This is a genomic window from Nocardioides sp. Z50_6, from assembly GCF_058215755.1.
The window spans coordinates 316,181-338,194 of record NZ_JBZAJB010000003.1; the positions used below are offsets into that span (position 1 = coordinate 316,181).

Consider the following 22,014-nt stretch of genomic DNA (forward strand, 5'->3'; position numbering starts at 1 on the left):
ATCCTGCCAGCCCGTCCGGTGCCCGTCCGATGTCCGGGCACGGCGCGCCTGGCCCGCCCGGGGGCCTAGGCTGACTCGGTGCCTTCGCTGACCGAACTGGTGCGCGCCCACACCGACCTCGACGCCGACGACGTCACCTGGCTCTCGCTGCTGATGGCCGACTGGCAGATCATCGCCGACCTCTCCTTCGCCGACCTGGTGCTCTGGCTGCCCGACCGGGAGGGCCGGGGGTTCTGGGCCGGCGGACAGATTCGGCCCACCACCGGACCCACGGCGCTGGTCGACGACGTCGTCGGCACCTTCGTCCCGGCCGGGCGGCGGCGGATGCTGGACATGGCCCTGGAGCAGGGGCGGCTGGTCCGCGAGGGCGACCCGGAGTGGCGCGACGACGTCCCGGTGCGGGTCGAGACGATCCCGGTGCGCCGCGCCGAGCGGGTGATCGCGGTGATCGCCCGCAACACCAACCTGCTCGGGGTCAGGACCCCGAGCCGGCTGGAGCTGGCCTACCTGGAGACCGCCTCGGACCTGACCCAGATGATCGCGCGGGGCCACTTCCCGCACACCGGCCAGCGCAGCGACGACGTGGACGCCCCGCGCGTCGGGGACGGGTTCCTCCGGGTCGACGCCTCCGGCCGGGTGACCTACGCCAGCCCCAACGCGTTGTCGGTCTACCGGCGGCTCGGCCTGACCGGCGACCTCGCCGGCGTGGTGCTGGCCGACCTCACCCGCAGCCTGGTGCCGCCGCGCCGCAGGCCGGACGAGGAGATCATCAGCGCGGTCCTGGGAGGGCGGGCCCACCGGGACACCGAGCTCGTCACCGACCACGTGTCGGTGGTGGTGCGCGCGGTGCCGCTACGCCCGCGCGGGGAGCACATCGGCGCGTTGGTCCTGCTGCGCGACGTCACCGACCTGCGCCGCCGCGAGCGCGAGCTGGTCACCAAGGACGCCACCATCCGCGAGATCCACCACCGGGTGAAGAACAACCTGCAGACGGTCGCGGCCCTGCTGCGCCTGCAGGCCCGCCGGATCGAGCAGCCCGAGGCCCGCTCCGCGCTCGAGGAGGCGGTACGCCGGGTCGGCTCGATCGCCATCGTCCACGAGACGCTGAGCCAGGCGGTGGAGGAGAGCGTCGACTTCGACGAGATCGCGGACCGGCTGGGGCGGATGGTGACCGACGTGAGCGTGGCCGGCGAGCGGGTACGGGTGGAGCGCCGGGGGTCCTTCGGCGCTCTGGCCTCGGAGGTGGCGACGCCGTTGGCGATGGTGCTCACCGAGGTGCTCCAGAACGCGGTCGAGCACGGCTACGGCGAGGACGACGCCGCCGAGGGGGTCATCGCGGTGGAGGCCCGCGCCGGCGTGGGGCGGTTGCACCTGGTGGTCTCCGACGACGGCCGGGGCCTGCCCCCGGGATTCGACCTGGACTTCTCCACCAACCTGGGGCTCTCGATCGTGCGCACCCTGGTGGAATCCGAGCTGGGGGGACAGCTCACGATCGGCCCCGGGCGGGACCGCGGGACCCGGGTGGTCGTCGACGTCCCGGTCGACGTGTTCCCGGCCGGGTGAGCCCCGGGCGCGGGCGGTCGCTCAGGCGGTGCGCACGCGGGCGCGGGCGTTGCGCCGCTTGAGGGCGCGTCGCTCGTCCTCGCTGAGGCCGCCCCAGACGCCGTGGTCCTGGCCGGCCTCGAGCGCCCACGCCAGGCACTGCTCGCGGACCTCGCACCGCCGGCACACCTGCTTGGCCTCCTCGATCTGGAGGATCGCCGGGCCCGTGTTGCCGATCGGGAAGAACAGCTCGGGGTCCTCGTCGAGGCAGGCAGAGCGGTGGCGCCAATCCATGGCTGAGGGTTCCTCATTCCTTGGGTTCGGGGGTTGCGACGAATCGAGAGTCTTCAAGTCGCGGGGGCAAAAGGGCTCGGGGCTGCACGGCAAGGAACGCCGTGGCAAGCGCGCCTCCAAGACTCGCAAGAGATCTGCCGTCGCACAACCCTTTGCCGACGTCACATCGGTCACAACTACAGTGAACAGGGTGAAGAACTTCCTTCCACCGCCACTCCCGCTCGTGCTCGCCCTGCTGCTCGTCGGCCTCGAGGCCGTGGTGATGCTGGCGCTCGCCGTGCTTGAGCTGCTCTCCCTGGACACCGGTCGCCTCGTCATGGGGCTGACCACCACCGTCTTCTTCGCCGGGTACGGCGTCGGGCTGCTGGCCTGCGCCCGGGGCACCTGGCGTCGCGAGACCTGGGGACGCAGCCCCCTGGTGCTCGCCCAGCTCATCCAGCTGGGGGTGGCGTGGAGCTGGTTCGCCGGGAACCCGGTGCTCGCCGCAGCGCTGGCCGTGGTGGCGCTCGCCGTGCTCGCCGGGACGTTCCACCCCGCCAGCCTCCGCGCCCTGGACCCCGACGCCGAGCAGGACGCCGAGCGCCGGGTCTGACGAGGACCCGACGAGGGCCCGAGGAGCTGCGTCAGTCCGACTCGAGCGAGGCGCGCAGCTGGTCCAGGGTCCGGCTGAGCAGGCGCGAGACGTGCATCTGGGAGACCCCGATCTCGGTGGCGATCTGGGACTGGGTCATGTTCTTGAAGAAGCGGAGCAGGAGGATCTTCTTCTCCCGGGCTCCCAGGCCCTCCAGCAAGGGCTTGATCGACTCGCGGATCTCGACGTGCTCCAGGTTGGTGTCGTCGACGCCCAGGGCGTCGAGGATCGAGGGCCCCTCGTCGTGGTCGTCGCCCGCGTCGAGCGAGAGCGTCGCGTAGGCGTTGGAGGACTCGATCCCCTCCACGATCTCCTCGACGGAGCAGCCGATCGCCTCGGCCAGCTCGCGGGGCGTGGGGGAGCGGCCGAGGGACTGGCTGAGCTCGCCGGTGGTGGAGGCGATCTGCATCCGCAGCTCCTGCAGCCGCCGCGGCACCCGGATGGCCCATCCCTTGTCCCGGAAGTGCCGCTTGATCTCGCCGATGATGGTGGGGGTGGCATAGGTGGAGAACTCCACGCCGCGGTCTGTCTCGAACCGGTCGATCGCCTTGAGCAGCCCGATGGTGCCGACCTGGACGAGGTCCTCGAAGGGCTCGCCCCGGTTGCGGAAGCGGCGTGCGCAGTGCTCGACGAGGGCCAGGTGCAGGTGGACCAGCTCGTCGCGGGAGACGACGGCGAGCGCCGAGGCCGGCTCGGCGGCGCGCAGCTGGACGAAGAGCTCCGCGCTGCGTCGACGCGTCAGCTCGAGAGCTGTCGGCTGCACCGCGTCGGAGTCCCCGATCTCCACGGCCATCTCAGATGTCGGCCTCGCCTATGCTCGAGGCCATCGAGAGCCGCACGGTGAGCAGGTCGTCCTGGGTGAGGACCTTGGTCTCGCCGGCCAGGGTGCTGAGCACCTGCCAGGCGAAGGAGTCGGTGTCCGACTCCGGGGGGTTGTCGCACTGGACCGAGAGCTCGATCGCCATCGAGTGCGGCTCGAGGTAGAACCGGCAGGTCAGGTCCGAAGCCTCGTCGGCCTCCGGCAGCACCATCGCGCTGGCCTCGCCCACCGCGATCCGGAGATCCTCGATGTCGTCGAGGGTGAAGTCGAGCCGGGCGGCGAGCCCGGCGGTGGTGGTGCGCAGCACGGAGGCGAAGGCGCCGTCGGCGGGCAGCCTGAGCTCGACATCGGCCTTGCGAGCGGCACTGCTGTCACTCATCGTCGTAATACCGTCCTCGATCGTCGAACCTGCACAGACCTTAGTGGGGCGGCCCGTCCGGAGGACGAGCCGCCCCACAAGTGGTCTGAACCGGGTCAGGCCTTCTTGGTCTCCCAGAAGATGTCCGCGATCTCGTCGATCTTGGACAGCAGCTGGTCCGCCTTGTCCGCGTCGAGCTCGCCCTTGGTGCCGGACGCGCCGGCCAGCTTGGTCGCCTCGTTGATGAGGCTGTGCAGCTGCGGGTACTTCTCGAAGTGCGGGGGCTTGAAGTAGTCGGTCCACAGCACCCACAGGTGGTGCTTGACCAGCTCGGAGCGCTGCTCCTTGATCAGGATGGCGCGGGTGCGGAAGTCCGGGTCGGCGTTGTCGGCGACCTTGGCGATGATCTGCTTGATCGACTCGGCCTCGATGCGAGCCTGTGCCGGGTCGTAGACGCCGCAGGGCAGGTCGCAGTGCGCCGAGGCATCGACGGTGGGGGCGATGAAGCGGGAGAACATCAAACGTTCCTCTCGGTCGTGCTCAGTGGTGCAGCAGTCGTGATGGTTGACTGCGACACTACTCGCGTGAGCGGTGCCGGTCAGTGGGGTGGTACCCCGTCGGGACGTGGTCATGCGGTCGGCCTGGCCCGGGTGCGTGGCGCCTCGATGCTTCCCCTGCTGCGACCGGGCGACCGGCTCGTGGTCAGGTACGGCGTCGTGCCGCGGCCGGGCGACCTGGTGCTCGCCACGCTCGCCGACGGCACCCTGGTGGTGAAGCGGGCGCACTCGCGCCGCGCCCTGCGCGACGGCTCTCCCGGGTGGTGGCTGCTCAGCGAGGACCCCGCCGTCGGCGTCGACTCCCGCCACCGGGGGCCGGTGGCCGACGCCGCCGTGCACGCCGTGGTGCTGGCCCGGGCCTGGCCCCGTCCTCGCTGGTGGCGCCGGCCCCGCCAGGGCCAGGCCTGAGCGGCGTGCGAGGCCGTCCGGGAGGGGCCTGGCGGACACGGTCATCGATGCCCGGAGGGGCCGTGGAAGAATCGGCGCCATGGTTGACACACCCGATCCGGCCCACCCGTTCCTCGGCGATCCGGTGTTCGACCTCCACGTAGGCGGCAAGCTGGAGACGGTCTCGACCGTCGAGCTCGACGGCCCCGACGCGCTCGCCCTGGCCTACACCCCCGGGGTGGCTCGCGTCTGCGAGGCGATCGCCGAGGATCCCACCATGACCCAGCACTACACCTGGGTCCCCAACACCGTGGCCGTCGTCACCGACGGCACCGCGGTCCTCGGACTCGGCGACATCGGCCCCGGCGCGGCGATGCCCGTGATGGAGGGCAAGGCGGTCCTGTTCAAGCAGTTCGGCGGCGTCGACGCGGTGCCGATCGCGCTGGCGACCACCGACGTGGAGGAGATCATCGAGACCGTGGCCCGGCTCGCGCCGAGCTTCGGCGGGATCAACCTCGAGGACATCTCGGCCCCCCGCTGCTTCGAGATCGAGGACCGTCTCAAGGAGCTCCTGGACATCCCGGTGTTCCACGACGACCAGCACGGCACGGCGGTGGTGGCGCTGGCCGCGCTGACCAACGCGCTCCGCCTCACCGGCCGGACCCCCGCCGGGACCCGGGTGGTGATCTCGGGCGCCGGCGCGGCCGGCGTCGCGGTCGCCCGGATCCTGCTGGAGGCCGGCCTGGAGGACCTGGCCATCGTGGACCGGCAGGGCGTGCTCAACTCCCAGCGTGCCGACCTGACCCCGGTCAAGGCGGCGTTGGCCCGCGACACCGCCGACCGTGTCGGGCGCAGCGGCACCCTCGCGGAGGTGATGCGCGGAGCCGACGTCTACATCGGTGTCTCCGGCGGCACCGTGCCCGAGGAGGTGGTGGCCACCATGGCCGACGACGCCATCATCTTCGGTCTCGCCAACCCGCACCCCGAGGTCCACCCGGAGGTCGCCCACCGGCACGCGAGGGTCGTGGCCACCGGCCGCTCGGACTTCCCCAACCAGATCAACAACGTGCTCGCCTTCCCCGGCATCTTCCGGGGCGCCTTCGACGTGCACGCCACAGCGATCACCGAGGGCATGAAGCTGGCCGCCGCCGAGGCGCTGGCCGAGCTGGTCGGCGACGACCTCGCCGCCGACTTCGTGATCCCGTCGCCCTTCGACCCTCGGGTGGGGCCGGCCGTCTCGGCCGCGGTGGCCGCTGCCGCCCGCCGCGACGGAGTCGCCCGGCGCTGAGCCTCGACCCCGCCCCACTCGGCGGGGCGGGGTCCGTCGCCCGGGCTGGCGAGGGCCCGGGCGGGGGTGAGGGATAGCCTCGTGGCATGTTCGCCGTGTATGCCGACTCCTTCGCGCCTCGTGACGCGGCCGATCCGCTGGCCGGACTCGTGGTGGGGGAGCGTCCCGACCCCGTCGCGCCCGAGGGCTGGACGACCGTCACGGTCAGGGCGGCCTCCCTCAACCACCACGACCTGTGGTCCCTGCAGGGAGTGGGCCTGCGCGAGGAGGCCCTCCCGATGATCCTGGGCTGCGACGCCGCCGGCCACGACGAGGACGGCAACGAGGTCGTCGTCCACGCGGTGGTCAGCGACCCCGACTGGAGCGGTGACGAGACCCTCGACCCGCGCCGCTCCCTGCTCTCCGAGCGGCACCAGGGCACGTTCGCCGACAAGGTGGTCGTGCCGCGCCGCAACGTGGTGCCCAAGCCCGCCTCGCTCTCCTTCGAGGAGGCCGCCTGCCTCCCCACAGCCTGGCTGACCGCCTACCGCATGCTCTTCACCCAGGGCGGGCTCAAGGCCGGGGACTCCGTGCTCGTCCAGGGCGCCGGCGGCGGCGTCGCCACCGCGCTGATCACCCTCGCCCGGGCCGGTGGGCTCCGGGTGCTGGCCACCTCCCGCGACGAGGCCAAGAGGGCGCGCGCGCTCGAGATCGGGGCCCACGAGGTCTTCGAGTCCGGCGCGCGGCTGCCGCACAAGGTCGACGCGGTGATGGAGACCGTGGGACGCGCGACGTGGTCGCACTCGGTGCGCGCGCTGCGTCCCGGCGGCAAGATCGTGATCAGCGGCACCACCAGCGGACCCCAGCTCGACGACTCCGAGCTCACCCGGATCTTCTTCCTCCAGCTGCAGGTGATCGGCTCCACCATGGGGAACCGCGCCGAGCTGGCCTCGCTGGTGGCGATGCTCGACGCCACCGGCACCCGGCCGCTGATCGACCGGACGATGCCGATGGAGAAGGCGCACGACGCGTTCGCGGCGCTGAGCAGGGGCGAGGTCTTCGGCAAGGTGGTGCTCACGCGATGACCGCGCCGCGCACACACCTGCTCACCGGGGCCGGGTCCGGCATCGGCCTGGCGCTGGCGCGCCTGCTGGCGGCGCGGGGCGACCGCCTGGTGATGCTGGCCCGCACCCACCGGCGCGCCGACGAGATGCAGGCCGCGCTGCCCGGGCACGCTTGCCACGTCGTCGACCTGGCCCGGCCCGAAGCGGTGGCGACGGCGGGCTCCGTGCTGGCCGAGATGGAGTCGCTCGACTCCCTGGTGCACTGCGCGGGCGTCGTCCACCTCGGCCCCGTGGCCACGCTCAACGCCGACGCCTGGCAGGAGCAGCTCCAGGTCAACCTGAACGCCCCCGCGCGCCTGACCCGCGCGGTCCTGCCCGCGCTGCGTGCCGCCCGCGGCACCATCGTCCTGGTCAACTCCACGGCCGTGCAGTCGGTCAACCCGCACTGGGCGGCCTACGCGGCCTCCAAGGCAGGACTGCGGGCGTTCGCCGACGCGGTCCGCGCCGAGGAGGCCCCCCACGGGGTGCGGGTGACCTCGGTCTACCCGAGCCGCACCGCCACCCCCATGCAGGAGCTGGTGCATCGGCAGGAGGGACGCAAGTACGATCCGTCCGCGTTCCTGAGCGCCGAATCGGTGGCGGAGTCGATCCGCCACGTGCTGGACCTGCCCGCCGACGCGACGATCCCGGACCTGACCCTCCGCGCGGCGCCGAGGCATCCCCCGGCCTGAGGCCGACGCCCGACAGGGCTGCGCTCTGCAGCCGACCCGTGAACAGAGGAACCCCCGTGAGCACCCTCCACCCCGCACTTCAGCCCGTCTATGCCGAGGTCCTGCACCGCAACCAGGGAGAGCTCGAGTTCCACCAGGCCGTGCACGAGGTCCTGGAGAGCCTGAGCCCGGTCGTGGTGAAGCGACCCGAGTACGTCGAGGCCTCGATCATCGAGCGCATCTGCGAGCCTGAGCGCCAGATCATCTTCCGGGTGCCCTGGGTCGACGACCAGGGCACGGTCCGGACCAACCGCGGGTTCCGGGTCGAGTTCAACTCCGCGCTCGGGCCCTACAAGGGCGGGCTTCGCTTCCACCCCAGTGTCTACCTGGGCATCGTGAAGTTCCTGGGCTTCGAGCAGGTCTTCAAGAACGCGCTCACCGGCATGCCGATCGGCGGCGGCAAGGGCGGCTCGGACTTCGACCCCAAGGGCCGCTCCGAGGGTGAGGTGATGCGCTTCTGCCAGTCCTTCATGACCGAGCTCTACCGGCACCTGGGCGAGTACACCGACGTCCCGGCCGGTGACACCGGGGTGGGCGGCCGCGAGATCGGCTACCTCTTCGGTCAGTACAAGCGGATCACCAACCGCTACGAGTCGGGAGTGCTCACCGGCAAGGGCATCACCTGGGGCGGCTCCAAGGCGCGGACCGAGGCGACCGGCTACGGCACGGTCTTCTTCGTCGACGAGATGCTGCGCGCCCGCGGCTCCTCCTTCGACGGCAAGCGCGTGGTCGTCTCGGGCTCCGGCAACGTGGCGATCTACGCGGTCCAGAAGGTCCACCAGCTCGGCGGCACCGTGGTGGCGGTCTCGGACTCCGGCGGCTACGTGGTGGACGAGGCCGGCATCGACGTCCCGCTGCTCCGGGAGATCAAGGAGGGGCGCCGGGGCCGGGTCAGTGAGTACGCCGAGCTGCGCGGGCCGAAGGTGCACCACGTGGCCGACGGGTCCATCTGGGACGTCCCGTGCGACGTGGCGCTGCCGTGCGCCACCCAGAACGAGCTCCCCGAGGAGGGCGCCAGGACCCTGGTGCGCCACGGCGTGCAGGTGGTGGCCGAGGGTGCCAACATGCCGACCACGCCCGCGGCGCTGGACCTGCTGCGCTCCGCCGGGGTGCTCTTCGCCCCCGGCAAGGCCGCGAACGCCGGGGGAGTGGCCACCAGTGCCCTGGAGATGCAGCAGAACGCCTCGCGCGACCGCTGGACCTTCGAGCACACCGAGGAGCGGCTGGCCGACATCATGGCCGGCATCCACCTGCAGTGCGTCGAGACCGCCGACGAGTACGGCGTGCCCGGCGACTACGTGGCCGGGGCGAACATCTCCGGCTTCTGCCAGGTCGCGGACGCGATGCTGGCGATGGGCGTCATCTGAGCCCGGCTGCGTACGAGGACCGTCGGCGGACCGGCGGGCCGCTCACTCGAAGGTGACGGCGAAGTCGCGGAGCCGCCACGACAGCAGTGGCGGCCGCTCGGCCAGCCAGCCGAGCGGGCCCCGAGCGTCGAAGGACCAGTGGGCCAGGCAGGGGATCGCGCGCGCGGACCCCCTGATGGTGGCCGAGCGGGTGCCCGCGGTGAGCGCCGGTTGGCTGGTGCGGCCCCGCAGCGGCCCGCGCAGCGAGAGGGCCGAGGTGTCGAGGAACTCCGCCGTGGCCAGTGGGGCCCGGCCCTGCGCGGCGGCCCAGAAGGTCCGGTCGAGCGGGCCGAGGCCACCGCGCGAGTGGCTGAAGGTCGCCAGCTCCTTGGGCAGGTCCCACAGGGCCCGACCTCCTTCGCGCGAGACCTCGGAGTCCACCCACAGGTCGCGGACCCGCAGCGCCAGACCACCCTCGTCGGCCCGGCGCGCCACCAGCAGCTCGGAGTAGTCGAGGGTGCCCCCGGGCCGGTACTCCACGAAGGCCACGGCGAAGAGCCCGGCCGGCTCGCCCGGCGGCCGGGCACGGAAGAGCGAGCCCCACAGGTGGCCCCTCAGGTGCCAGGGCGGAGACGGGAAGGCCATCGGCCGGGCTCCTCCTCAGTCCTCGGGGTCGTCCTCGCGGGCCAGCCAGGTGGCGAACCGCTCCACCGCCGTCTCGAACTCGGGGTGGATGTCGGTGAACTGCTGCAACCGGTCGGCGAGCCACGCCAGGGTGACCTCCTCGTCACCCCGGCGTCGCTCCAGCTCCTCGATGCCCCGATCGGTGAAGTACATCGGCTCAGTAGTCGTTGGCGGGCGCAGTCGGGGAGGCGAACGCCTGGCCGAGCAGGTTCTTCTGCTCCTCCGTGTGCCGCTTGAGGGTGCCGACCGACGGCGAGGCGGAGGCGGGGCGGGTGACCGGCTCCACCTTGATGCCGAGCTCCTCCCAGACGTTGAGCGCGTAGTGCGGCCAGGGGCCCATGTTGCGCGGCTCGTCCTGCACCCACCGCACCGTCTTGAGGTGGGGGTACCTGGCGATCTCGGCCTTGATCTCCTCGGTCGGGCGGGGGTAGAGCTGCTCCACCCGGCCGATGGCGAACTTGGCGCCGTCCTCGCGCTTGCGCCGCTCCACGACCAGGTCCCAGGTGATCCGGCCCGAGCAGAGCAGGAGCGTCTCGACCTGCGAGGCGTCGGCCTCGTCGTCGCCGATGAAGGGCCGGAAGGACGTCCCCTCGGTGAAGTCGCTCGGCTGGGAGGCGGCCTCCTTGCGCTTGAGCATCGACTTCGGGGTGAAGACGACCAGCGGCCGGTGCTCCTCGCCCAGGGAGTGGCTGCGCAGCAGGTGGAAGTGGGAGGCGGGGGTGGAGGGCTGTGCCACCACCATCGCGTCCTCGGCGCACATCGTCAGGAAGCGCTCGATGCGGGCCGAGGAGTGGTCCGGTCCCTGACCCTCGTAGCCGTGGGGGAGGAGCAGGACGACGCCGGACTGCTGGCGCCACTTGGTCTCACCCGCGGAGATGAACTCGTCGATGACCGTCTGGGCACCGTTGACGAAGTCGCCGAACTGGGCCTCCCACAGCACCAGGGCGTCCGGGCGGGCCACCGAGTAGCCGTACTCGAAGCCGAGGGCGGCGTACTCGGAGAGCAGCGAGTCGTAGACGTAGAACTTCGCCTGGTCCTCGCTGAGGTTGGTCAGCGGCGTCCACTCGTCGGCGTTCTTGCGGTCGATGATGGTCGCGAACCGCTGGACGAAGGTGCCTCGGCGCGAGTCCTGGCCGGCCAGGCGGACCGGGCGGCCCTCCATGAGCAGCGAGCCGAAGGCGAGGATCTCGCCGGTGCCCCAGTCGATGGGGCCGTCGGTGATCGCGGCGGCCCGCCGCTGCAGCTGCGGCATCACCTTGGGGTGGACCGTGAAGCCCTCCGGCGGGGTGATGTAGGCGTCCGAGATCCGCTTGAGGACCTCCGAGGAGATGGCGGTCCCGCGGGTTCCGGCGGACTTCTCCGGGTAGTCGGGCACGGTGGTCCACTCCGATGGCTGGGCGGTCGCCTCGCGCACCTCGGTGAAGACCCGCTCCAGCTGCTGCTGGTAGTCGCGCAGGACCTGCTCGGCCTCCTCCAGGGTGATGTCGCCGCGGCCGATCAGGGACTCGGTGTAGAGCTTGCGCACCGAGCGCTTCTGCTCGATGAGGTCATACATCAGCGGCTGGGTGTACGACGGGTCGTCGCCCTCGTTGTGACCGCGCCGGCGGTAGCAGACCAGGTCGATCACGACGTCCTTGTTGAACGCCTGGCGGTACTCGAAGGCGAGCCGCGCCACCCGGATGCAGGCCTCGGGGTCGTCGCCGTTGACGTGGAAGATCGGGGCCTGGACCATCCGGGCCACGTCGGTGGCGTAGAGGGAGGAGCGCGACGAGCCGGGCGAGGTGGTGAACCCCACCTGGTTGTTGACCACGACGTGGATGGTGCCGCCGGTGCGGTAGCCGCGCAGCTGGGAGAGGTTGAGCGTCTCGGCCACCACGCCCTGGCCGGCGAAGGCGGCATCGCCGTGCACCAGCAGCGGGAGCACGGGGTACTCGGCGCCGCGGTCCAGGACGTCCTGCTTGGCCCGCGCGATGCCCTCCAGGACGGGGTCGACCGCCTCGAGGTGCGAGGGGTTGGCCGCGACCGAGACCTTGATGGTGTCGCCGCGCCCGGAGACGAACTCGCCCTCCGCGCCGAGGTGGTACTTCACGTCGCCGGATCCCTGGACGGTGCGCGGGTCGATGTTGCCCTCGAACTCGCGGAAGATCTGGGAGTAGCTCTTGCCGACGATGTTGGCCAGCAGGTTGAGCCGCCCGCGGTGGGCCATCCCGATGGCGACCTCGCTGAGGGAGGCCTCGGCGGCCGCCTCGCAGATCTCGTCGACCAGCGGGATCGTGGTCTCGCCGCCCTCGAGGGAGAAGCGCTTCTGGCCCACGAACTTGGTCTGCAGGAAGGTCTCGAACGCCTCGGCCTGGTTGAGCTTGAGCAGGATGCGCAGCTGCTCCTCGCGGGGCGTCTTGGTGTGCGGCTGCTCGACGCGCTGCTGGATCCAGGCGCGCTGCTCCGGGTCCATGATGTGCATGTACTCGATGCCGATGGTGCGGCAGTAGGAGTCGCGCAGGATCCCCAGGATGTCGCGCAGCTTCATGAAGCGCCGGCCCTCGCCGCCGAAGGACCCGGTCGCGAACTCGCGGTCGAGGTCCCACAGGGTCAGCCCGTGCGACTCGATCTCCAGGTCGGGGTGCGAGCGCTGGCGGTACTCCAGCGGGTCGGTGTCGGCCATCATGTGGCCGCGCACCCGGTAGGCGTGGATCAGCTCCAGGATCCGGGCCTGCTTGCTGATGTCCTCGTCGTGGTTGGTCGCGATGTCCGCGGCCCACCGGATCGGCTCGTAGGGGATCCGCAGCGAGCGGAAGATGTCGTCGTAGAAGCCGCCCTCGCCCAGCAGCAGGGCGTGCAGGCGCTTGAGGAACTCGCCCGACTGTGCCCCCTGGATCACCCGGTGGTCGTAGGTGGAGGTGAGGGTCATCACCTTGCTGATGGCGTTGCGCGCGATCGCCTCGGCGGAGGCGCCCTGCCACTCCGGCGGGTACTCCATGGCGCCCACGCCGATGATGGCGCCCTGGCCCTTCATCAGCCGCGGGACCGAGTGGCTGGTGCCGATGCCGCCGGGGTTGGTCAGGGAGATGGTCGTCCCCTGGAAGTCCGCGACGCCGAGCTTGCCGTCGCGGGCCTTGCGCACGACCTCCTCGTAGGCGGTCCAGAAGCCGGCGAAGTCCATCGTCTCGGCACCCTTGATGGAGGGCACCAGGAGCTGGCGGCTGCCGTCCTTCTTGGGCACGTCGATCGCCAGGCCGAGGTTGATGTGCGCCGGGGTGATCAGGTTGGGCTTGCCGTCGACGACGTCGAAGCCGACGTTCATCTCCGGCATCGCCTTGACCGCCTGGACCATGGCGTAGCCGATGATGTGGGTGAAGGAGACCTTGCCGCCGCGGGCGCGGGCGAGGTGGTTGTTGATGACCGTGCGGTTGTCCCACAGCAGCTTGACCGGGACCGAGCGGACCGAGGTCGCGGTCGGGACGGTGAGCGAGGCGTCCATGTTCTGGGCAGTGCGCGCGGGCGCGCCGCGCAGCACGGTGTAGCTGGGCTCGTCCTTGACCTCGGCGGGCGCGGCCGGACGGGCATCCTTGGCCACCGGCCGGTCGGTGCCGGTCGCGGGCTCGGCCGCCGCCGCGGCGGGGCGCGGCTTCGCCTTCGGGGTGGGTGTGCTCGCCTGCTTGACCGGCTGCTGCGTCTGCTGTGCCTGCTGGCCCGAGGGCGCTGCCTGGGGGGCGGACTGCTGTGCCGCAGCCGGCTTGGCGGCAGCCTGCTCCACCCGCGGTGCCGAGGCGTTCGTGCCGTCGGCCCCCGAGTGCTCCTTGAAGTAGTCGGCCCAGGCGGATCCGACGCTGGCCGGGTCCTTCCGGTACTGCTCGTACATCTCCTGGACCAGCCACTCGTTGGCGCCGAAGTCGGCGTCCGTCGAGGAGTTGGAGGACTGGTCAGAGGTGGGGGACTGCGGCACGGCTTGGTTCGCCTCTTCCGGGTAAGCGCGCGGTTATGGGTGAGTCGCCGTCAAGGCTAGACCCCCCGCCCGACAAATGCAGGGCATGGGTCCTCTTGCGGCAGGCTGGTCGGTACGCCGTACTCGTCCCCGACCTGGAGAAGGCTGCCGTGCCCGCCCGTTCCCTGCCCCGCCGTGCCGCTGTGCCGCTCGCGCTGCTGCTCGGCCTGACCGCCTGCACGGGCGAGCCGGACGCGCCCGGCGCCGGGGCCTCGCCCGCTCCGCCGGCCGCCTCGCCGTCGGCCCAGAGCGTCCCCGTGCCGACCAAGCACCTCCTCGGACAGGTCGTGGGGCGGCTGCCGCGCCCGGCCCGTCAGAGGCTGGTCGACCAGGTGGCTGAGGTGGTCGACGGCTGGCTCGACGCGGCGTTCGTCGGCGGCACCTTCCCCCGGGAGATCACCGGAGCCTGGGAGGGCTTCACACCGGGTGCGGCCCGGCGCGCCCGGCGCGACGCAGGGATGAGGTCGCTGGCGGGCATCTCGGAGCGGATCGACGGGGTGCGGGTCACCAAGCGCGCGGTCCGCTACGTCGTGCTCGCCCCCGGCGGCCGCCCGGCCGGCGTCACCGCCCGGCTCACGCTCGACCTGCACACCTCGGGCGAGGTCGCCAAGAAGGTCTCGGTGCGCGGCCGGCTGGCCCTGACACCCGTGGGCGGGCAGGGGCGCGACCGGTGGCGCATCTTTGCCTACGACCTCTCCAGGGGGAAGCGATGAGAGCCTCCCGTCCGCTGCGCCGCTGCGCCGGTGCGCTGCGCGTCCTGGTCCTCGGCGTCGCCCTGGCGGTGCTGGGACTGGTGGTGCCCGACTCCTCGGTCGCGCCCACCGAGGTGAGCCTGGTCGAGGTCCGCCGCACCCAGGGCGTCGACCTGACCCCCGACGTGGTCTGGATCCTGGCCCTGGGCTCGGACGCGCGGCCCGGCCAGTCGATGACCCGCAGCCGCGCCGACGCGATCCAGCTGGTGGGGCTCAACGCGCGCACCGGGGCCGCGACCGCCATCGGGGTGCCCCGGGACGCGTGGGTCGACGTCCCCGGGCACGGCCGCACCCGGATCAACGCCGGGCTCGTCTACGGCGGCCCGCAGCTGATGGCGGCCACCATGCGCGGGCTGACCGGCATCGAGGCCGACTACGTGATGGTCACCCGCTTCCCGTTCTTCGAGGACATGGTCGACGACATCGGGGGGATCACCGTGGACAACCCCCGCCGCTTCGCCGACCCGGACCTGAAGCGGGAGGGGTTCGCCCGCGGGCGGATCCGGCTCGGGGGCTACGACGCGATGGCCTTCAGCCGCATCCGCAAGGGGCTGCCCGACGGCGACTTCGGGCGCTCGGCCAACCAGCAGCGCACCCTGCGCGGGATCCACGCCAGGATCGTCGCGGCCAAGGACCGCCCCGGCTTCCTGGAGCGGGGGGTGATGACGGTGCTCGAGCACACCGACACCGATGCCTCTCCGGTCGAGCTCTTCCGCCTCGCCCAGGCCGTCGCCCAGGTCCGGTCCCGGTCGATCACCACCTGCGTGGTGCCGGGTCGGGTCGGGTTCGCCGGCTCGGCCAGCGTGGTCTTCCCCGACGTGGCGACCGCGCGGCGCTGGGGGGCCGAGGCCCGCCGGGACGCGACGCTGCGCCGCTGCTGACGGGCGTCGGCGACCGACGCCGACATGACGAGAGCCCCGGCCGCGTGCGGTCGGGGCTCTGCGTGTGTGCCTCCGGCAGGATTCGAACCTGCGGCACCTGGTACCGGAAACCAGTGCTCTATCCCCTGAGCTACGGAGGCAGTGCGTCAACGACGACGCGAGAGGGGAGACTACCTTCCCAACCTGCCGCAGCGGAAACCGACACCCGCGGATACGCTTGAAGGGTGACCCCCGACCAGCTCTCCACCACGATCCTGACCGCCCTCGAGTCCCTGGTGACCGACGGCGCGGTAACGCTGCCTGACGGCCTCCCGGCCACGGTCACTGTGGAGCGTCCCCGCCAGAAGGGACACGGCGACTACTCCACCAACGTGGCCCTCCAGCTGGCCAAGAAGGCCGGCACCGCCCCTCGGCCCTTCGGTGAGCTGCTCGCCGAGCGCCTGCGCACCGCCGAGGGCGTGGCGGGCGTCGAGGTGGCGGGCCCCGGTTTCCTCAACATCACCGTCGAGGCCGGCGCCCAGGGCCAGGTCGCGGCCGACGTCGTCGCCGCAGGCGAGGCCTACGGCGGCAGCCGGACGCTGGCCGGCCGCAAGATCAACGTCGAGTTCATCTCGGCCAACCCCACCGGACCCCTCCACCTCGGCCACACCCGCTGGGCGGTGCTGGGCGACGCGATCGCCCGGGTGCTCGCCGCGGCCGGGGCGGAGGTCACCCGCGAGTTCTACATCAACGACCGCGGTGTCCAGATGAACCACTTCGCGGCCTCGATCATCGCCGCGGCGCTCGGCGAGCCGACCCCCCAGGACGGCTACGCCGGCGCCTACATCCAGGACCTCGCCCGGCGGGTGGGCGAGGCCAGCCCCGGGATCTTCGACCTGCCCGCCGACGAGCGGCTGGCCGCCGTCCGTACCAAGGGCTACGAGCTGCAGCTCAAGGAGCAGCAGGAGCAGCTCGACGCGATCAACACGCACTTCGACGTGTGGTTCTCCGAGCTCTCCCTGCACGACGGCGGCGAGGTGCCCCAGACGTTGGCCCGGCTCAAGGGCCTGGGGCACGTCTACGAGGAGGGCGGCGCGCTGTGGATGCGGACCACCGACTTCGGCGACGACAAGGACCGGGTGCTCATCAAGTCCGACGGGGAGCTCACCTACTTCGCCTCGGACACCGCCTACTACCTCAACAAGCGGGCGCGCGGGTTCGACCGCTGCCTCTACCTGCTGGGCGCCGACCACCACGGCTACGTCAACCGGCTCAGGGCGATGGCCGCCTGCGTCGGCGACGACCCCGAGCAGACGCTGGACGTGATGATCGGCCAGCTGGTCAAGATCCTGCGCAACGGCGAGGAGCTGCGCCTCTCCAAGCGGGCCGGCACCATGGTGACGCTCACCGAGCTGGTCGACGAGATCGGCGTCGACGCCCTGCGCTACTCGCTGGCGCGCTACCCGGCCGACAGCCCGCTCACCCTCGACGTCGCCGAGATCACCCGGGCGTCCAACGACAACCCCGTCTACTACGTCCAGTACGGGCACGCCCGGACCTGCCGGATGATGGAGAACGCCGCCGACCTGGGCATGGCTGTCCCCGAGGACCTGTCCACCGGCTTCGACCCGGCGCTGCTCTCCCACGAGCTCGAGGGCCGGCTGCTGCGCGCCCTCGCCGAGTTCCCCCGGGTGGTGGCCAGCGCCGCCGAGCTGCGCGAGCCGCACCGCGTCGCCCGCTACCTGGAGGACACCACCTCGGTCTTCAACAAGTGGTACGACGCCCGCGAGTGCCGGATGCTGCCCCAGGGCGACGAGCCGGTGACCGACCTCAACACCGCTCGGCTGGTGCTGGTCTCGGCCACCCGGACGGTGCTGGCCAACGGCCTGGGGATGCTCGGGGTCTCGGCACCGGAGCGGATGTGAGCACCACCCACGAGGCGGGGTGGGCCCACGCGTCGGGTGCCATGCGCGGCCCGTCGTGGCTGCGCCGGCCCGAGGACCCCAACGCCCTCGTGCCCCACCTGTGGTCGAGCACCGCACGCAAGGTCGACGGCGTGCTGGAGGTGGGCGGCGTCCGGATGGACGAGCTGGCGGCCGAGCACGGAACCCCGGCCTACGTGCTGGACGAGGCCGACTTCCGGGCCCGGGCCCGGGCCTTCCGCGAGGCGTTCGAAGGCTTCGACGTCTTCTACGCCGGCAAGGCGTTCCTGAGCACCGCGGTGGCGCGCTGGGTCGCCGCGGAGGGCCTGAACCTCGACGTGTGCAGCGCCGGCGAGCTGCTGGTCGCCGAGCGGGCCGGATTCGACATGGCCAGGGTGGGCTACCACGGCAACAACAAGACGTCGGCCGAGTTGGCGCGGGCGATCGAGCTCGGGGTCGGCCGGATCATCATCGACTCCTTCGACGAGGTCGACCGGCTGACCGCGCTGAGCGCCGAGGCCTCCCGCCCGGTGCCGGTCATGGTCCGGGTGACCGCCGGGGTGGAGGCCCACACCCACGAGTACATCGCGACCGCCCACGAGGACCAGAAGTTCGGCTTCTCGATCACCTCCGGCGACGCGCTCGAGGCGGTCCGCCGGGTCCAGGCCGCCCCCGGTCTGGCGCTGCTGGGGCTGCACTCCCACATCGGCAGCCAGATCTTCGACTCCTCCGGCTTCGAGGTCGCGGCCCGCCGGGTCCTGGCGCTGCACGCGCGGGTGGCCGAGGAGCTCGGGGTGACCATGCCCGAGATGGACCTGGGCGGCGGCTTCGGCATCGCCTACACCACGCAGGACGACCCGGCCGAGCCCTCGCGGCTGGCCCGGGAGCTGCTCGAGATCGTGGCCCACGAGTGCCGCGCCCTCGGGATCGGGGTCCCGCGCCTCTCGATCGAGCCCGGCCGCGCGATCGTCGGGCCGGCCATGTGCACCCTCTACACGGTCGGCACGGTCAAGGACGTCGCCCTCGACGGCGGTGCCCGGCGCACCTACGTCAGCGTCGACGGGGGGATGAGCGACAACATCCGCACCGCGCTCTACGACGCCGACTACTCCTGCACGCTGGCCGGCCGCGACTCCGCGGCCCCGGGCCGGCTCTCCCGGGTGGTGGGCAAGCACTGCGAGGCCGGGGACGTCGTGGTCAAGGACGAGTTCCTGCCCGCCGACGTGGTCCCCGGCGACCTGCTGGCGGTCCCGGCGACCGGCGCCTACTGCCGCTCCCTGGCCTCCAACTACAACCATGCCCTGCGACCCCCGGTGGTCGCGGTCCGAGACGGCGCCTCCCGCGTCGTCGTACGACGTGAGACTGAGGACGATCTGTTGGCAACCGACGTGGGTGGGGCATGAGCGACAAGCGGCTGAAGGTGGCACTGCTGGGCTACGGCTCGGTGGGTGCCCAGGTGGCCCGGCTGCTGATCGAGCAGGCCGACGACCTCCAGGCGCGGGTCGGTGCCCGCGTCGAGCTGGTCGGGATCGCGGTGCGGCGCCTCGACGCACCCCGCGACGTGGAGCCGCCCGAGGGGCTGCTGACCGATGACGCCGAGGGCCTGGTCAGCCGCGGCGACATCGACGTCGTGGTGGAGGTGATCGGCGGGATCGAGCCCGCCCGGTCGCTGATCCTGCGCGCCCTCGAGAACGGTGCCTCGGTGGTGACGGCCAACAAGGCGCTGCTCGCCGAGGACGGTCCGACCCTCTTCGAGGCCGCGGGCAAGGCGGGGCGCGACCTCTACTACGAGGCCGCGGTGGCCGCCGCGATCCCGATCGTCCGTCCGCTGCGCGAGTCGCTGGCCGGCGACCGGGTCACCCGGGTGCTGGGCATCGTCAACGGCACCACCAACTTCATCCTCGACAAGATGGACACCTCCGGGGCCGGCTTCGCCGAGGCGCTCGAGGAGGCCCAGGACCTCGGCTACGCCGAGGCGGACCCGACCGCCGACGTCGAGGGCTTCGACGCGGCCGCCAAGGCGGCCATCCTGGCGAGCCTGGCCTTCCACACCCGGGTGACCGCGGCCGACGTGCACCGCGAGGGGATCTCCGAGGTCACCGCCGCCGACGTCGCCTCCGCCCGCGACATGGGCGCGGTGGTCAAGCTGCTGGCGATCGCCGAGCTCGTCGACGACGAGGTCGCGGTGCGGGTGCACCCCGCGATGATCCCGCGCTCCCACCCGCTGGCCAGCGTGCGCGAGGCCTACAACGCGGTCTTCGTGGAGTGCGAGGCCGCCGGTCAGCTCATGTTCTACGGTCCTGGGGCGGGCGGCTCGCCGACCGCCTCGGCGGTGCTCGGTGACCTGGTGACGGTGGGCCGCCACCGGCTGGCCGGCGCCAACGGCGCCGGGGAGTCCGCCTACGCCGCGCGCGTGGTGCGGCCGATGGGGGAGACCCGCACCCGCTACCACGTCGCGATCGACGTCGAGGACCGCGCCGGCGTGCTCGCCGACGTCGCGCACGCCTTCGCCGAGCACGGCGTGTCGATCCAGACCGTGCGGCAGGAGGGCCGGGGCGCAGACGCCCAGCTGGTCGTCGTCTCGCACCAGGCCACGGACGCCCAGCTGGCCGCGACCGTGGACCAGCTCAGCCAGATGTCGGTCGTTCGTGAGGTCACCTCGGTGATGCGGGTGGAAGGGGAAGCTGAGTGAGTGCCCATCAGTGGCGAGGCGTGATCGAGGAGTACCGGGACCTGCTCGACATCCCGGAGGGGACGCCGGCCGTCACCCTGGGCGAGGGCGGGACCGCGCTGGTCGACTCGCAGTGGCTCTCCGGGCTCACCGGCGGCCAGGTCTGGCTCAAGGTCGAGGGTGACAACCCCACCGGCTCCTTCAAGGACCGCGGCATGACCACCGCCATCTCCGTGGCCAAGCACGAGGGCGCGGAGGCTGTCGTCTGCGCCTCCACCGGCAACACCTCGGCCTCGATGGCCGCCTATGCCGCCAAGGCAGGCCTCAAGCCGCTGGTCCTGGTCCCCGAGGGCAAGATCTCGGCCGGGAAGATGGCGCAGGCGATCATGCACGGTGCCCAGGTCATCATGGTGCGCGGCAACTTCGACGACTGCCTCACGATCTCGCGCGGACTCGCCGAGCAGTACCCCGTCGCCCTGGTCAACTCGGTCAACCCGGTGCGGCTGGAGGGGCAGAAGACCGCCGCCTTCGAGGTCGTCGACCGGCTGGGGGACGCCCCCGACGTGCACCTGCTGCCGGTGGGCAACGCGGGCAACATCTCCGCCTACTGGCTCGGCTACCGCCAGTACGCCGAGCTCGGCCGCACCACCAAGAAGCCCGTGATGCGCGCCTTCCAGGCGGAGGGGGCGGCGCCTCTGGTGACCGGCCGGCCGTTCCCCTTCCCGGAGACCCGGGCGACCGCCATCCGGATCGGGAACCCCGCCTCCTGGAAGCTCGCCGTCGCCGCGGCCGAGGAGTCGGGCGGCCGCTTCGCCTCGCTGAGCGACGAGCAGATCCTCAGCGCCCAGCGCGAGCTCGCGCGCCGCGACGGCGTCTTCGTCGAGCCCGCCTCGGCGGTCGGCGTGGCCGGGATGCTCCAGGAGCTGGAGCAGGGTGAGTCCTACGCCGGCCAGACGGTGGTGGTGACGGTGACCGGTCACGGTCTCAAGGACACCGACACCGCCCTGGAGGGCCTCGGCCCGGTCGTCGACACGGTGGTCGACGCCGACGTGCTGGCGGCCGCCTCGGCGGCCGGGCTGGCCTGAGCGGTGGCGACCTTCGTCCCGGGGCCCGTGCGGGTCACGGTGCCCGCGACCTCGGCCAACCTCGGCCCGGGCTTCGACACCCTCGGGCTCGCCCTGTCGCTGCGTGACGAGCTGACCGCCCGGGTGGTCGACGAGGGCCTGCGGGTCGAGGTCGAGGGGGAGGGCAGCGCCGGGGTGCCGCGCGACGAGAGCCACCTCGTGGTCCGGGCGATGCGGGTGGGCTTCGCCGCCATGGAGGCCGCGCCGCCGGGGCTGGAACTGTGCTGCCGCAACGTGATCCCGCACGCCCGGGGCCTCGGCTCCTCCTCCGCCGCGATCGTCGCCGGGCTGGTGCTGGCCCGGGCGCTGGTCGCAGGCGGTGCGCTGCTCCTCGACGACGAGACGCTCTTCTCCCTCGCCGCCGACATCGAGGGACACCCCGACAACGTGGCGCCGGCACTGTACGGCGGGTTCACCATCTCCGGACGCGACCGCGACGCGTGGTTCTCCGTCCGGGCGGCCGTCGACCCGCGGCTCACCACGGTCGCCTTCGTCCCCCCGCAGCCTGTCTCCACCTCGGAGGCCCGGGGGCTTCTCCCGGCCACGGTCAGTCACGCCGACGCCGCCGAGAACGCCGGCCGGGCCGCGCTCCTGGTGGCCGCGCTCTCCGGCCGCCCGGAGAGCCTGCTGGTGGCCACCCAGGACCGCCTGCACCAGGACCATCGCGAGCCCGCGATGCCGGGGACGCTGGCGCTGGTGCGCAGCCTGCGCGAGACCGGGGTGCCGGCGGTCGTCTCGGGTGCCGGGCCGACGGTCCTGGCGTTGACCGACCGCGCCTCGGTGCCCGACCTCCTCGGCCGGGCGCCGGCGGGGTGGGCGGCGCACCACCTGGAGATCTCCTCCGACGGCGCCCTCGTGCTCGCGGACTGAGTCCGGTGCTAACGTGAGGCCTGCGCCACTCGGCGTACGCACCGATCGTGGTGGTCCATCGCCCCGGTGCAGTTCTCCTCCACCTGGCTCGCCGTGAACCTTTGGGTCCACGT

The 22,014-nt window shown here is 72.2% G+C and carries 21 protein-coding genes and 1 tRNA gene; 14 read left to right on the forward strand and 8 right to left on the reverse strand.

The window, feature by feature from the left end:
• The first annotated feature begins 78 nt into the window (after positions 1 to 78).
• Positions 79 to 1,563, forward strand: coding sequence for a sensor histidine kinase (locus AC4BGE_RS10515; RefSeq protein WP_490569095.1), 1,485 nt, complete (start codon positions 79 to 81; stop codon positions 1,561 to 1,563).
• 21 nt (positions 1,564 to 1,584) lie between these two features.
• Here the strand turns inward: AC4BGE_RS10515 and AC4BGE_RS10520 are convergent, their stop codons facing one another.
• Positions 1,585 to 1,836 carry a WhiB family transcriptional regulator gene (locus tag AC4BGE_RS10520; protein ID WP_011755173.1) on the reverse strand — a complete coding sequence of 84 codons (252 nt, stop codon included), beginning with the start codon at positions 1,834 to 1,836 and terminating at the stop codon, positions 1,585 to 1,587.
• 190 nt (positions 1,837 to 2,026) lie between these two features.
• On the opposite strand from AC4BGE_RS10520, the gene AC4BGE_RS10525 reads away from it, so the two are divergent.
• Complete coding sequence (locus AC4BGE_RS10525) at positions 2,027 to 2,428, forward strand: hypothetical protein (RefSeq protein ID WP_490569094.1); 402 nt, start codon at positions 2,027 to 2,029, stop codon at positions 2,426 to 2,428.
• A 31-nt stretch (positions 2,429 to 2,459) separates the two neighbouring features.
• Here AC4BGE_RS10525 and AC4BGE_RS10530 read toward each other — a convergent pair whose 3' ends face one another.
• From AC4BGE_RS10530 to sodN, 3 genes are all read right to left on the reverse strand, one after another.
• Entirely contained in the window at positions 2,460 to 3,260 is an 801-nt protein-coding gene (locus AC4BGE_RS10530) for an RNA polymerase sigma factor SigF (RefSeq protein ID WP_490569093.1), read from the reverse strand.
• A 1-nt stretch (position 3,261) separates the two neighbouring features.
• Positions 3,262 to 3,666 carry an ATP-binding protein gene (locus tag AC4BGE_RS10535; protein ID WP_490575252.1) on the reverse strand — a complete coding sequence of 135 codons (405 nt, stop codon included), beginning with the start codon at positions 3,664 to 3,666 and terminating at the stop codon, positions 3,262 to 3,264.
• 95 nt (positions 3,667 to 3,761) lie between these two features.
• A complete protein-coding gene (gene sodN, locus AC4BGE_RS10540) occupies positions 3,762 to 4,163 on the reverse strand; it encodes a superoxide dismutase, Ni (RefSeq protein ID WP_490569091.1) in 402 nt (133 codons plus the stop codon).
• A gap of 66 nt (positions 4,164 to 4,229) precedes the next feature.
• Between sodN and AC4BGE_RS10545 the strand changes: the two genes are divergently transcribed.
• From AC4BGE_RS10545 to gdhA, 5 genes are all read left to right on the forward strand, one after another.
• Complete coding sequence (locus tag AC4BGE_RS10545) at positions 4,230 to 4,610, forward strand: S24 family peptidase (protein WP_490575253.1); 381 nt, start codon at positions 4,230 to 4,232, stop codon at positions 4,608 to 4,610.
• A 79-nt stretch (positions 4,611 to 4,689) separates the two neighbouring features.
• Positions 4,690 to 5,877, forward strand: coding sequence for an NAD(P)-dependent malic enzyme (locus AC4BGE_RS10550; protein WP_490575254.1), 1,188 nt, complete (start codon positions 4,690 to 4,692; stop codon positions 5,875 to 5,877).
• An 86-nt stretch (positions 5,878 to 5,963) separates the two neighbouring features.
• Positions 5,964 to 6,941 carry a zinc-binding dehydrogenase gene (locus AC4BGE_RS10555; protein ID WP_490575255.1) on the forward strand — a complete coding sequence of 326 codons (978 nt, stop codon included), beginning with the start codon at positions 5,964 to 5,966 and terminating at the stop codon, positions 6,939 to 6,941.
• Entirely contained in the window at positions 6,938 to 7,651 is a 714-nt protein-coding gene (locus AC4BGE_RS10560) for an SDR family oxidoreductase (protein ID WP_490569087.1), read from the forward strand. The genes AC4BGE_RS10555 and AC4BGE_RS10560 overlap by 4 nt, the downstream gene beginning before the upstream one ends.
• Before the next feature lie 56 nt (positions 7,652 to 7,707).
• On the forward strand, positions 7,708 to 9,057 hold the full coding sequence (gene gdhA / locus AC4BGE_RS10565) for an NADP-specific glutamate dehydrogenase (RefSeq protein ID WP_490569086.1): 1,350 nt from the start codon (positions 7,708 to 7,710) through the stop codon (positions 9,055 to 9,057).
• A 42-nt stretch (positions 9,058 to 9,099) separates the two neighbouring features.
• Here gdhA and AC4BGE_RS10570 read toward each other — a convergent pair whose 3' ends face one another.
• From AC4BGE_RS10570 to AC4BGE_RS10580, 3 genes are read right to left on the reverse strand one after another with little or no spacing between them, the layout of a single operon-like run.
• On the reverse strand, positions 9,100 to 9,681 hold the full coding sequence (locus AC4BGE_RS10570) for an acetoacetate decarboxylase family protein (protein ID WP_490575256.1): 582 nt from the start codon (positions 9,679 to 9,681) through the stop codon (positions 9,100 to 9,102).
• Between the two features lie 15 nt (positions 9,682 to 9,696).
• The gene (locus AC4BGE_RS10575; RefSeq protein WP_490569084.1) at positions 9,697 to 9,873 is read right to left on the reverse strand and encodes a DUF6104 family protein; all 177 of its coding nucleotides are present in this window, start codon (positions 9,871 to 9,873) and stop codon (positions 9,697 to 9,699) included.
• A 4-nt stretch (positions 9,874 to 9,877) separates the two neighbouring features.
• Positions 9,878 to 13,663, reverse strand: a complete 3,786-nt coding sequence (locus tag AC4BGE_RS10580; RefSeq protein ID WP_490569083.1) for a multifunctional oxoglutarate decarboxylase/oxoglutarate dehydrogenase thiamine pyrophosphate-binding subunit/dihydrolipoyllysine-residue succinyltransferase subunit — start codon at positions 13,661 to 13,663, stop codon at positions 9,878 to 9,880.
• Positions 13,664 to 13,812: 149 nt separating this feature from the next.
• On the opposite strand from AC4BGE_RS10580, the gene AC4BGE_RS10585 reads away from it, so the two are divergent.
• Both AC4BGE_RS10585 and AC4BGE_RS10590 read left to right on the forward strand, forming a co-directional pair.
• Complete coding sequence (locus AC4BGE_RS10585; RefSeq protein ID WP_490575257.1) at positions 13,813 to 14,415, forward strand: hypothetical protein; 603 nt, start codon at positions 13,813 to 13,815, stop codon at positions 14,413 to 14,415.
• Positions 14,412 to 15,335, forward strand: a complete 924-nt coding sequence (locus AC4BGE_RS10590; protein WP_490575258.1) for an LCP family protein — start codon at positions 14,412 to 14,414, stop codon at positions 15,333 to 15,335. Before AC4BGE_RS10585 ends, AC4BGE_RS10590 begins: the two co-directional genes overlap by 4 nt.
• Positions 15,336 to 15,402: 67 nt before the next feature.
• Here the strand turns inward: AC4BGE_RS10590 and AC4BGE_RS10595 are convergent.
• Positions 15,403 to 15,475, reverse strand: a tRNA-Arg gene (locus AC4BGE_RS10595).
• 84 nt (positions 15,476 to 15,559) lie between these two features.
• Here AC4BGE_RS10595 and argS point away from each other — a divergent pair.
• Genes argS through thrB form a run of 5 tightly spaced genes read left to right on the forward strand, consistent with a single transcriptional unit; the run spans position 15,560 to position 21,901 of the window.
• A complete protein-coding gene (gene argS, locus AC4BGE_RS10600; RefSeq protein WP_490569080.1) occupies positions 15,560 to 17,239 on the forward strand; it encodes an arginine--tRNA ligase in 1,680 nt (559 codons plus the stop codon).
• The gene (gene lysA, locus AC4BGE_RS10605; RefSeq protein ID WP_490575259.1) at positions 17,236 to 18,639 is read left to right on the forward strand and encodes a diaminopimelate decarboxylase; all 1,404 of its coding nucleotides are present in this window, start codon (positions 17,236 to 17,238) and stop codon (positions 18,637 to 18,639) included. The genes argS and lysA overlap by 4 nt, the downstream gene beginning before the upstream one ends.
• Positions 18,636 to 19,928: a homoserine dehydrogenase gene (locus AC4BGE_RS10610; RefSeq protein WP_490569078.1), complete on the forward strand. Its 1,293-nt coding sequence runs from the start codon at positions 18,636 to 18,638 to the stop codon at positions 19,926 to 19,928. The genes lysA and AC4BGE_RS10610 overlap by 4 nt, the downstream gene beginning before the upstream one ends.
• The gene (gene thrC, locus AC4BGE_RS10615; protein WP_490569077.1) at positions 19,925 to 20,992 is read left to right on the forward strand and encodes a threonine synthase; all 1,068 of its coding nucleotides are present in this window, start codon (positions 19,925 to 19,927) and stop codon (positions 20,990 to 20,992) included. Before AC4BGE_RS10610 ends, thrC begins: the two co-directional genes overlap by 4 nt.
• Before the next feature lie 3 nt (positions 20,993 to 20,995).
• Positions 20,996 to 21,901, forward strand: coding sequence for a homoserine kinase (thrB, locus tag AC4BGE_RS10620; RefSeq protein WP_490569076.1), 906 nt, complete (start codon positions 20,996 to 20,998; stop codon positions 21,899 to 21,901).
• The last annotated feature ends 113 nt before the right edge of the window (positions 21,902 to 22,014 follow it).